General features: G+C 72.8%; 11 protein-coding genes. 7 read left to right on the forward strand and 4 right to left on the reverse strand.

Translation table 11 applies throughout. The features are described 5' to 3' along the window. The first annotated feature begins 72 nt into the window (after positions 1–72). From AB5J73_RS47580 to AB5J73_RS47590, 3 genes are all read left to right on the forward strand, one after another. Positions 73–765, forward strand: coding sequence for a winged helix-turn-helix transcriptional regulator (locus AB5J73_RS47580; protein ID WP_247020216.1), 693 nt, complete (start codon positions 73–75; stop codon positions 763–765). Positions 766–915: 150 nt separating this feature from the next. Further along, positions 916–1491, forward strand: coding sequence for a hypothetical protein (locus AB5J73_RS47585; RefSeq protein WP_370966740.1), 576 nt, complete (start codon positions 916–918; stop codon positions 1489–1491). Then, the gene (locus AB5J73_RS47590) at positions 1488–2816 is read left to right on the forward strand and encodes a copper resistance CopC/CopD family protein (RefSeq protein ID WP_370966742.1); all 1329 of its coding nucleotides are present in this window, start codon (positions 1488–1490) and stop codon (positions 2814–2816) included. The genes AB5J73_RS47585 and AB5J73_RS47590 overlap by 4 nt, the downstream gene beginning before the upstream one ends. 18 nt (positions 2817–2834) lie before the next feature. On the opposite strand, the gene AB5J73_RS47595 is transcribed toward AB5J73_RS47590, so the two are convergent. Beyond that, positions 2835–3506, reverse strand: a complete 672-nt coding sequence (locus tag AB5J73_RS47595; RefSeq protein ID WP_370966744.1) for a maleylpyruvate isomerase family mycothiol-dependent enzyme — start codon at positions 3504–3506, stop codon at positions 2835–2837. Positions 3507–3615: 109 nt separating this feature from the next. Here AB5J73_RS47595 and AB5J73_RS47600 point away from each other — a divergent pair, with 109 nt between their 5' ends. From AB5J73_RS47600 to AB5J73_RS47610, 3 genes are all read left to right on the forward strand, one after another. Further along, on the forward strand, positions 3616–4335 hold the full coding sequence (locus tag AB5J73_RS47600; RefSeq protein ID WP_239071419.1) for an MgtC/SapB family protein: 720 nt from the start codon (positions 3616–3618) through the stop codon (positions 4333–4335). 120 nt (positions 4336–4455) lie between these two features. After that, a complete protein-coding gene (locus AB5J73_RS47605; protein ID WP_370966746.1) occupies positions 4456–5298 on the forward strand; it encodes a M protein in 843 nt (280 codons plus the stop codon). Between the two features lie 522 nt (positions 5299–5820). Continuing rightward, on the forward strand, positions 5821–6495 hold the full coding sequence (locus tag AB5J73_RS47610; protein WP_370966748.1) for a type II CAAX prenyl endopeptidase Rce1 family protein: 675 nt from the start codon (positions 5821–5823) through the stop codon (positions 6493–6495). On the opposite strand, the gene AB5J73_RS47615 is transcribed toward AB5J73_RS47610, so the two are convergent. From AB5J73_RS47615 to AB5J73_RS47625, 3 genes are read right to left on the reverse strand one after another with little or no spacing between them, the layout of a single operon-like run. Further along, positions 6496–6777 carry a metal-sensitive transcriptional regulator gene (locus AB5J73_RS47615; protein WP_370966750.1) on the reverse strand — a complete coding sequence of 94 codons (282 nt, stop codon included), beginning with the start codon at positions 6775–6777 and terminating at the stop codon, positions 6496–6498. Positions 6778–6832: 55 nt separating this feature from the next. Then, positions 6833–8944, reverse strand: coding sequence for a heavy metal translocating P-type ATPase (locus AB5J73_RS47620; RefSeq protein WP_370966752.1), 2112 nt, complete (start codon positions 8942–8944; stop codon positions 6833–6835). After that, positions 8944–9150 carry a heavy-metal-associated domain-containing protein gene (locus tag AB5J73_RS47625; RefSeq protein ID WP_370966754.1) on the reverse strand — a complete coding sequence of 69 codons (207 nt, stop codon included), beginning with the start codon at positions 9148–9150 and terminating at the stop codon, positions 8944–8946. Before AB5J73_RS47625 ends, AB5J73_RS47620 begins: the two co-directional genes overlap by 1 nt. 78 nt (positions 9151–9228) lie before the next feature. Here AB5J73_RS47625 and cobF point away from each other — a divergent pair, with 78 nt between their 5' ends. After that, positions 9229–9996, forward strand: coding sequence for a precorrin-6A synthase (deacetylating) (cobF, locus tag AB5J73_RS47630; protein WP_370966756.1), 768 nt, complete (start codon positions 9229–9231; stop codon positions 9994–9996). The last annotated feature ends 51 nt before the right edge of the window (positions 9997–10047 follow it).

The following is a 10047-nucleotide window of genomic DNA, read 5'->3' on the forward strand; positions in this document are numbered from 1 at the left end:
CCGACCTCGCGGCCCTGCGCGATTCGGGGGTGGTGCCCGATCTGGCACCCCGAGACAAGTGAGGACCCGAGTATGCCTACCTCTGCTCGCACCTACGGACAGTTCTGCGGCCTGGCCCGGGCGCTCGAGATCGTCGGCGAGCGCTGGTCGCTGCTCGTCGTCCGTGACCTCATGCTCGGCCCGAAGCGGTTCACCGACCTGCAGCGCACCCTGCCGCGCATCCCGGTGAGCATCCTGACTTCGCGGCTCAACGAGCTCGAAGAGTCGGGTGTGGTCCGGCGCCGCGTGCTGTCGCAGCTGGACGGCGGCATCGTCTACGAGCTCACCGAGTACGGCACCGAGCTCGACCACATCGTGCTCGACCTCGGCCTGTGGGGCTCGCGGTCGCTGACCTACCCGAAGCCGGACGAGGTCTTCACGCTCGACACCGCGATCATCTCGCTCTACACGACCTTCCAGGAGGAGGCCGCCACGGGCGTGCACGTCAACTACGAGCTGCACCACCCCGGCGACATGGTCGTGCACGCGATGGTCGACGACGGCGCGCTCAAGGCGTCCGCGGGCGCGCTGCCCGCCGCCGACCTGGTGATCGAGCCGCAGGGGCCGGCGCTGCTGGACCTGCTGAACGGCAACCTGTCGGCGCCGGACGCGATCGCCAGCGGCAAGGTCCGCGTCGAGGGCGACCCGGCGCACCTGGATCTGTTCACCCGCCTGTTCCGCGTCCCGCCCGCGCCCGACCGCCCGACCGGCCTCGTCGCGCACTGACGATCCGCGCCGCGGGCCCGCCCCGCGGCGCGCACTCGGCCGACCGGCGCAGTTTCCCTGGTGGAATGCGCAATCCGGAGTAACGGATCACGGCTCGCGGACGGCTATCGTCTACGCACACCTTTCGACTTCGGAAGACCTGGGGTTCGCATGTCGACGTCCGAAATCACCCGCCCTGCCGGGTTCCTGGGCAGTCTCAACAGCCGCTACCACAACCGCGCGCTCGCGGTGTTCATGCTGGTCGTGATCGCCCACTGGGCCGAGCACATCGTCCAGGCCGTGCAGATCTACGGGCTCGGCTGGCCCACCTCGAAGGCCCGCGGCGTGCTCGGCATGCCGTTCCCGTGGCTGATCTCGCAGGAGTGGCTGCACTACGGCTACGCGCTGGTGATGCTGGTGTTCCTGTGGGTGCTGCGGCACGGCTTCGCGGGCCGCTCGCGCCAGTGGTGGAACCTCGCGCTGGGCATCCAGTTCTGGCACCACATCGAGCACCTGCTGCTGTTCATCCAGGCGCAGAGCGGCTGGCGGCTGGCCGGGCAGAAGGTGCCCACCAGCATCATCCAGCTGCTGGTGCCGCGCGTGGAGCTGCACCTGTTCTACAACACGATCGTCACCATCCCGATGATCGTCGCGGTCATCCTGCACCGGCGCGCTTCGGCCGCCGAGCGCGAGATCACCGGCTGCTACTGCGGCGCGCCGAAGCAGCCCGAGCTCGCCGCGTCGTGAAACGCGCGCTGGCGCTGCTGGCCTTCCTGGCCGGCTGGCTGCTGCTCGGCGCCACTCCCGCTTCGGCGCACGTCGAAGTCGTCTCGTCGACCCCCGGGGACGGCGCCCGCCTCGGCGCGGCGCCGTCCCTGGTGTCGGTCACGCTGTCGGAGAACGTGGGGATCCAGCCCGGGTCCATCAAGGTCGTCGACCTCACCGGCAAGCAGGTGGACTCCGGTCCGGTGTTCCAGCCCGGCGAGGACGCCGAACAGCTCGCGGTGAAGCTCCAGCCGGGTCTGCCCGACGGCAGCTACCTGGTCGAATACGCGTTCGTGTCGGCCGACTCCCACCCGGTCCGCGGCACGTTCGCGTTCGTGGTCGGCACCGGCCCCCTGGTGACGTCGGCGGGCGCGGTGTCCGCGGCCACGGGCACCGACGGCGTCGTCGACGCGGCCTCGACGTCGGTGCGCTGGCTCGCCTACCTCGGCGTCGTCCTCCTCGGCGGCACGGCGTTCCTGGTCCTGTGCCGCCCGGCGGGCCGCACCGACCGCCGGGCCCGCCGCCTCCTCGGCACCGGCGCGGGCCTGGTCGCGGCGGCCACCGTGGCGGCCTTCGTGCTGCAGGGCCCGTACGCGGCCGGGCGGGGCATCGGCGCGGTGTCCGACACCGGGCTGCTGGCGGACACGCTGCGCGTCGCCTACGGCAAGCTGCTGCTGCTCCGGCTGGTGGCGGTGGCCGTGCTGACGCTGCTGCTGCCCCGGTTGCTGCGGCCCGGGCTGCCGGACAAGCTGCGCGCCCGCTACGAGAACCTGACGATGGTGACGGGCTTCGTCCTCCTGCTGACGTTCTCGGCCACCGGCCACCCGGTGACGGACCCGGTCATGTTCGTCTCGGTCACGGCGGACCTCGTCCACTTCGGCGCGATCGCCGTCTGGGCGGGCGGCCTGGTCCAGCTCGCCCTGTGCCTGTACCGCCCGGCCCCGGACGAAGACCTGGTCCCGGTGGCGACGCGGTTCTCCCGCATCGCGGCGGGCGCGGTGACGGCGGTCGCGATCAGCGGCGCGATCCTGGCGCTGCGGATCATGCCGACGCTGTCCGCGCTGTGGACGACCGGGTTCGGCCTGCTCGTGCTGCTGAAGATCGCCGGGCTGGCGGCGCTGCTGGCGGTGGCGAGCCGGTCGCGGGCGGCGGTCCGGCGGAGCCTGACCGAGCCGGCCGGGGGCACGACGAAGACGGTGACGGCGAACCTGCGCCGCCTGCGCGCGGCGGTGGCGATCGAGGTCCTGCTCAGCGTGGTGGTGCTGGCCTTGGCGGCCCTGCTGACGGTCACCCCGCCCGGCGGCTGACATGACGTCCGATCGCGCTCAGCTCCCGGGTCGGGGCGGGGGCACGAACGGTCCCCAGGTGAACGCCGGGAGCCAGCGGGCCGGGGCCGCGCTCCAGTCCAGGGCCGCGAGCTGGCTCACCGACCGGCGTCCGGCCAGCGCCCGGTAGAGCTCGTGGGCCGGGGCGGTCACCGACACCCCGGGCCGTCCCGGGCCCGCCGTCCAGGCCGAGCCGCCCGTCGTGCGGAGCCGGACCGGCGGCAGGCCGCGCCCGGCGATCGAGCCCGAAAAGCCGCGGACCAGCACGTCGAAGCTCGGCGCCCAGGCCAGGTGCTCGACCGGCGGCGGGACGCCGAGGGCCGCGCGCAGGTCCAGTTCGTGGGTGTAGGCGTCCATCACCAGCACTTCGCCGCTGCGCCCGCCCGCGTCGGCGAGGCGCCGGTCGAGTTCGTCGCCGATCTCGTCCCAGCGGTCGAGCAGCGCGGGGACCTCGAGCGGTCCCGGCGGCGGCAGCGTGCCGCCGTGGCGCGCGAGGACGCCCTCGGCCTTCTCGAGAACGTGGGCGAGCAGGTCCGTGACCGTCCACTTCGGACACGCCGGGACCGCGCGGCGGTGCGTGCCGGGCCGCCCGTCGAGCAGGGCGCGGACGTGACGCCGCACCTCCGGGTAACCCACGAAGTCCGGCGCCGGGACCGGCCGGGTCGCTGTCACGAGCTCACCTCACCCTGGCACGATCGGGGCTGTCGGACCAGTATCCCCTGGTGACGGCCTCGCGGTTCTCCTCGCGTGCCGTCGGCCGACGAGAGAGGAGGTCGTGACCTTGCCCACACTGTGGTCCACGTCGGCGCAGTGGGAGCTGCTACCGCCGGTGCTGCTCGCGCTCGTGCTGAGCGTCGCCATCGGGCTCGAACGCGAGGCCGGCATGAAGGCCGCCGGGCTGCGGACGCACAGCCTGGTCGGCGTCGGGTCGGCCGTGTTCATGCTGGTGTCGAAGTACGGGTTCGCCGATCTGCTCGGCCTCGACCACGTCTCGCTGGACCCGTCGCGGATCGCCGCGCAGATCGTGTCCGGCATCGGCTTCATCGGCGGCGGCCTGATCTTCGTCCGCCGGGACGCGGTCCGCGGCCTGACCACGGCGGCGACGATCTGGGTCACCGCGGCGGTCGGCACCGCGTGCGGCGCCGGGCTCCCGGTCCTCGCCGCCGGCACGACCATCGCGCACTTCGTGGTGACCCGCGGCTTCCCGCCGCTGCAGCGGTTCGTCGCGCGCCACCGGCGGCAGCCGCCGGTCCTGCAGCTGAGCTACCTCGACGGCCACGGCGTCCTGCGCGCGGCACTGGCCGCGTGCACCGGACGGGGCTGGTCGGTGCAGCACGTCGACGTCGACCACGAGTCGCTTTCCGAGGAGGGGCAACGGATCGCGGTCGTCACCCTGCGCCTCGACGGCCGCGGTGATCTCTACGACCTGGCCGCCGAACTCGCGGAACTGCCCGGCGTCCGAAGCACGTCCACCGGCGCCGGGGAACCGCTCGACGAATGATCACCCGCCCGGGCAGCGCGCGGCGGCGGGTTTGCGGCACACTGGGGTGCACACCGGATTCCCCGGCACGGCAAGGAAAAGGTGCGGCCGAGGAAAAACCATCCAATTCGGAGGTGAGGCATGGCCCCCGGCGGTGGCGAGGACGTGGCCCGATTCGACCTGGCGTGGCGCGGGTTCAACCGCGCACAGGTCAAGGAATACGTCGAGTGGGCCGAGGCCGAGATCCGCAGGCTCACCGCCGAACGCGACGCAGCGCGCCGGCGCGGAGCCGAGCTCGCGGAGCGGAACGGTGAGCTCCACGTGAAGATCGACCGGATCAGCCGCACCCCGATCGCCCCGGACGCCCTCCAGGAGCGCTCGCGCCGGATGATCGAGCTGACCCGCGAAGAGGCGACCGAAATCACCGCGCGCGCAACGGAAACCGCGACGCGCATCCACCGCGAAGCGGAGGCGGAGGCCGTCCGGCTGACCGCGGAGGAACGCCGCCTGGTCGCCGAGGCGGAAGCCGAACGCGACCGGCAGCGCGCCGAGCACGAGGAACTGATGCGCGCGGCCGAGCAGCAACGCCGCGAGCTCGACGAAGCGGCGGCGCACCGCCGAGCCGAGCTGGAAGAGGACCACAAGCGCGCGATGACGGTCCGCCGCGCGGAGGCGATGCGCGAACTGGCGGACCAGGAAGCGGCCGCCCGCACGAAGGCGGACCAGCTGATCACCGAGGCGACCCAGCGCGGAGAAGCGCTGGTCGGCGTGGCCGAACGCGAGGTCGCGGCGCTGAACGAGGTCCGCGACAAGCTGCACGCGAGCCTGACGGGCTGCCGGACGCTCCTGACGGAAGCAGCGGTGGCCCTGGACGACCGGCCGCCCCCGTTCGACCCGGAAGCGACGTTGCCGATGCCGATGTCGAAGAGAGTGCCGGTCCAGCGCCGCTCACCAGCGGACAACCTCGCCGACCCGGTCAGCTGACGTTGACGCACGCCGTGGCTGGTGGCTTGTGGTGGGGTCGCGAATGACTCATTCGGGACCGCGCCGCCCCAGCCAGCTGACGTTGACGCACGCCGGCGCTGGCGGCTTGTGATGGGGTCGCGAATGACTCATTCGGGACCGCGCCGCCCCAGCCAGCTCACTCTGGCCCCCGCGGCAGCCGGTCGCTCATGGCGGGGTCGCCAATGACCCATTCGCGACCTCACCGACCCAGCCAGCTCACCCTGACCCCCGCGGCGGCCAACGGCTCATGGCGTGGTCGCGAATGAGTCATTCGGGACCACCAACGTCGCGAATGACTCATTCGCGACCTCGCCGACCGACCCTGACCCGCGCGGTCGCGGGCGGCTCGTGGTGGGGGTCGCCAATGACCCATTCGCGACCACCCCGACCCAGCCCCAGCACACCGCTCAGCGCCCAACCAGCGACCCCGGCGACCCCAGCGACCCCGCCAACCCCGGGCGCACTCCCTTGACCGACACCGTCCCCTTCACACCACGCCGCGTGTCCGCCCTGGTCGCCGCCGTCCTCACGCTTGCCGCGGCCACCACGCTCGCCAACCGCGTCCTGCCCGGGTGGGCCTACCCCCTCTGCGGCCTCGCCGCCGCCCTCGTCCTCGTCGGGCTCGCCCGCGCGGCCGGCTGCACCTCGCGGGACCTCGGCCTGAGCACCCTCCGCCGCCCCGCGCTCGTCGGCCTGGCCGGTGCCGCGCTCATCGCCGTCGTCTTCGGGGTCGCGCTCGCCGTCCCGGCCCTCCGCACCGTCTACCAAGACGGGCGCGTCGGCGACCCCGACCTCGGCCAGCTGCTCTGGCTGACCTGCGGCCGCATCCTGTTCGGGACCGTGCTCATCGAAGAGGTCGCCTTCCGCGGCGTCCTTCCCGGGCTCTTCGGCGCGACCGACGACCGCTGGCGCTGGCCGCCCATCCTCTGCTCGGCCGCGCTCTTCGGGCTCTGGCACGCCCTCCCCGCGCTCGCCATCGGCCGCAACGCCGCGGTCCACGCCGTGTTCGGGGCGACTCCCGTCGTGGTGCTGCAGGTCCTCGCCATGGCCGCGGCGGGCGTCGCCGGGGTGTTCCTGCACTGGTGGCGGCACGTCGGCCGGGGTGTGCTCGCCTCCGTGATCGTGCACTTCACGACCAACGCCGGCGGCCTCACCCTCGCCGTGCTGGCGAAATAGCTAAGAGCGAACCAGCCGCGCGATCGCGTCCGATGCCTCGCGCACCTTCAAGTCCGCTTCCTCGCCGCCCGCCGCCGCTGCCTGGACGACGCACGTCGCCAGGTGCTCGTCGAGCAGCTCCAGCGAGAAGGACTGCAGTGCCTTCGTCGCCGCCGACACCTGGGTCAGGATGTCGATGCAGTACTTGTCCTGTTCGACCATGCGCTGCAGCCCGCGGATCTGCCCTTCGATCCGGCGCAAGCGCTTGAGATAGGCCTCTCGTTCCGTGCTGTAACCCGTCATCGCCCACCTGTCCCCTCGTCCGCGTCCCTGACCACCGACTATACCCTCCGGGGGTTCAGCGGAAGCGGCGCAACCGGAGGCTGTTGCTCACCACGAAAGCCGACGAACACGCCATCGCCGCACCCGCGATCATCGGGTTCAGCAGGCCGAGCGCCGCGAGCGGCAGCGCCGCTACGTTGTACGCGAACGCCCAGAACAGGTTCCCCTTGATCGTCGCGAGCGTGCGGCGGGCCAGCCGGATCGCGTCGGCCGCGACGCGCAGGTCGCCGCGCACCAGGGTCAGGTCGCTCGCCTCGATGGCCGCATCTGTGCCGGTGCCCATCGCCAGGCCCAGGTCGGCCTGTGCGAGCGCGGCCGCGTCGTTGACGCCGTCGCCGGCCATCGCCACCACGCGCCCCTCGGCCTGCAGCCGCTTGACGACGTCGACCTTGCCCTCCGGCAGCACCTCGGCGATGACCTCGTCGATGCCCGCCTCGGCCGCGATCGCCCGGGCCACGCCCTCGTCGTCGCCGGTCAGCAGCACCGGCGTCAGGCCCAGCTCCCGCAGCTCGGCGACGGCGCGGGCGGACGTCGGCTTGATCGTGTCGGCGACGGTCAGCGTGCCGCGGACCTCGCCGTCCCAGGTCACACCGACCGCTGCGCCCTTCGCTCGCCCGACGCTGACCGTGCGCCCCTCGACCACGCCGGTCACGCCGACGCCGGGGGTGCTGCGGAACTCGGTGACCGCGGGCAGCGCGCCGAACCGCTCGCGGGCGGCGTCCGCGATGGCGCGGCCGATCGGGTGCTCGGACGCGGCCTCGACGGCGCCCGCCAGCCGGAGCACCTCGCCGCCGCCCTCGACGAGCGTCATCCGCCCGGTGGTGACGGTGCCGGTCTTGTCCAGGACCACGGTGTCGACGCGACGGGTGGACTCGAGCACCTCGGGCCCCCTGATGAGGATGCCGAGCTGGGCGCCGCGGCCGGTGCCGACGAGCAGCGCCGTCGGCGTGGCCAGGCCGAGCGCGCACGGGCACGCGATGATCAGCACCGCGACGGCCGCGGTGAACGCCGCCTCCGTCGCGCCGCCGGTGGCCAGCCAGCCGACCAGCGTCGCCAGCGCCGCCAAGACGACCGCCGGCACGAACACCGCCGAAACGCGGTCGGCGAGCCGCTGGACCTCGGCCTTGCCGTTCTGCGCGGCCTCGACGAGCCGCGCCATCTGCGCCAGCCGGGTGTCGGCGCCGACGCGGGTGGCCCGCACGAGCAGCCGCCCGCCGACGTTCACGGTGGCGCCGGTGACCGCGTCGCCCGGCCCGACCTCGACCGGCACGGACTCGCCGGTCAGCATGCTGGTGTCGACCGCGGAGCCGCCTTCGGTGACGACGCCGTCGGTGGCGATCTTCTCGCCGGGCCGCGCCACGAAGACGTCGCCGGGGTGGAGGCCGGCCACCGGGACCAGGCGCTCTTCGCCGTCGCGGAGGACGGTGACGTCCTTGGCGCCGAGGTCCATGAGCGCGCGCAGAGCGGCCCCGGCGCGGCGCTTCGACCGGGTCTCGAAGTAGCGGCCGGCCAGGATGAACGTAGTGACCGCGGCGGCCACCTCGAAGTACAGGCTGTCGCCCGGCATCCCGGAGCTGATCAGCTCGAAGCCGTGGCGCATGCCGATCTCGCCCGCCATGCCGAACAGCAGCGCATACAGCGACCAGGCTGTCGCGGCGACGACGCCGAGTGAGATGAGCGTGTCCATCGTGGCGGCGCCGTGGCGGAGGTTCACCGCGGCGGCGCGGTGGAACGGCCACGCGCCCCAGGTCACGACCGGGGCGGCGAGGGCGAGGGAGACCCACTGCCAGTAGTCGAACTGCCAGGCCGGGACCATCGCGAGAGCGACGAGCGGGACCGTAAGCGACGCCGAAAGGAGCAAACGCTTGCGGAGCGTGGGCGGCTCGTCCGGAGCTTCGGGCTCGGGGAGCCGCGCGGAGTACCCGGCGGCTTCGACCACGGCCGTGAGGTCGTCGACGGACAGCGCGCTCGGGTAGCTGACCTGGGCTTTCTCGGTGGCGTAGTTGACCGTCGCGGTGACGCCGTCGACCTTGTTGAGCTTGCGTTCCACGCGGGCCGCGCAGGACGCGCACGTCATCCCGCCGATGGCGAGCTCGACGCGTTCCGCGGCGGTCGCTTCGGCCGCCATCACGCGACCAGGCGGTAACCGGCCTCGGTCACGGCGGCGGAAACGGCTTCGGCGGTCAGCGGGGTGTCGCTGGTCACGATCACGCGCCCGCTCTCGACGTCGACGTCGACCTGCCGGACCCCGGAGAGTTCGGAGACCTCTTCGCGGACCGAAGTGGCGCAGTGTCCGCAGGTCATGCCCTCGACGGTGTAGGTCGCTTCGGTCATGGGGAGGTCCTTTCGTTCTCCTTCCTTTATACCCATCGGGGGTAGGGGTTCACCACCGGCCCCCGACAGACTCGACGCATGCGCAAGCTCTACGCGATCGGGATCGGCGCCGGCGACCCGGAGCACCTCACGGTGCAGGCGATCGACCGCCTCAACCGCGTCGACGTCTTCTTCGTGCTCGACAAGGGCTCGGAGAAGGCGGACCTGGTGCGGCTGCGGCAGGAGATCCTCGACCGGTTCGTCACGCGGCCGGGCTACCGCGTGGTGCTGGCGGAGGACCCGCCCCGCGACCGCGCGCCGGCGGACTACCGGGCCGCGGTCGCCGACTGGCACGCGGCGCGCGCCGAGGTCTACGAGCGGCTGATCCGCTCGGAACTGGGGCCCGACGGCACGGGCGCGTTCCTGGTGTGGGGCGACCCGTCGCTGTACGACAGCACGATCGCCTTGATCGAGGCGGTGCTCGCGCGGGGGAACGTGGCGTTCGAGTACGAGGTCGTGCCGGGGGTCAGCAGCATCTCGGCACTGGTGGCCCGCCACCGGACGACGATGAACCAGATCGGCCGGGCGGTCCAGCTCACGACGGGCCGCCGACTGGCCGAGGGCTGGCCGGCCGGGGTCGACGACGTCTTCGTGCTCCTGGACGCCCACACGACGTTCGACCGCTTCACCGACGAGGGCTTGCAGATCTTCTGGGGCGCCTACGTGGGCACGCCGGACGAGATCCTGCTTTCGGGGCCGCTGACGGCCGCTCTGGCGGACGAGATCCGCCGCGTCCGGGCCGAGGCCCGCGAGCGCCACGGCTGGATCATGGACACGTACCTGCTGCGCCGGCCGGCCGGGAAATAGCGAAAGGCCCCGGGAGAACCGAAGTTCTCGACCGGGGCCTTTCTTTGGTTG

The organism is Amycolatopsis sp. cg9, assembly GCF_041346945.1.
Classification (GTDB): domain Bacteria; phylum Actinomycetota; class Actinomycetes; order Mycobacteriales; family Pseudonocardiaceae; genus Amycolatopsis.

Excerpts from the sequence above, each read along its gene's own strand:
- AB5J73_RS47620 (WP_370966752.1), bottom strand. The coding sequence starts at position 8,944 with ATGGCGGCCGAAGCGACCGCCGCGGAACGCGTCGAGCTCGCCATCGGC.
- cobF (WP_370966756.1), top strand. The coding sequence starts at position 9,229 with ATGCGCAAGCTCTACGCGATCGGGATCGGCGCCGGCGACCCGGAGCAC.
- AB5J73_RS47585 (WP_370966740.1), top strand. The coding sequence starts at position 916 with ATGTCGACGTCCGAAATCACCCGCCCTGCCGGGTTCCTGGGCAGTCTC.
- AB5J73_RS47615 (WP_370966750.1), bottom strand. The coding sequence starts at position 6,777 with ATGACGGGTTACAGCACGGAACGAGAGGCCTATCTCAAGCGCTTGCGC.
- AB5J73_RS47625 (WP_370966754.1), bottom strand. The coding sequence starts at position 9,150 with ATGACCGAAGCGACCTACACCGTCGAGGGCATGACCTGCGGACACTGC.
- AB5J73_RS47580 (WP_247020216.1), top strand. The coding sequence starts at position 73 with ATGCCTACCTCTGCTCGCACCTACGGACAGTTCTGCGGCCTGGCCCGG.
- AB5J73_RS47605 (WP_370966746.1), top strand. The coding sequence starts at position 4,456 with ATGGCCCCCGGCGGTGGCGAGGACGTGGCCCGATTCGACCTGGCGTGG.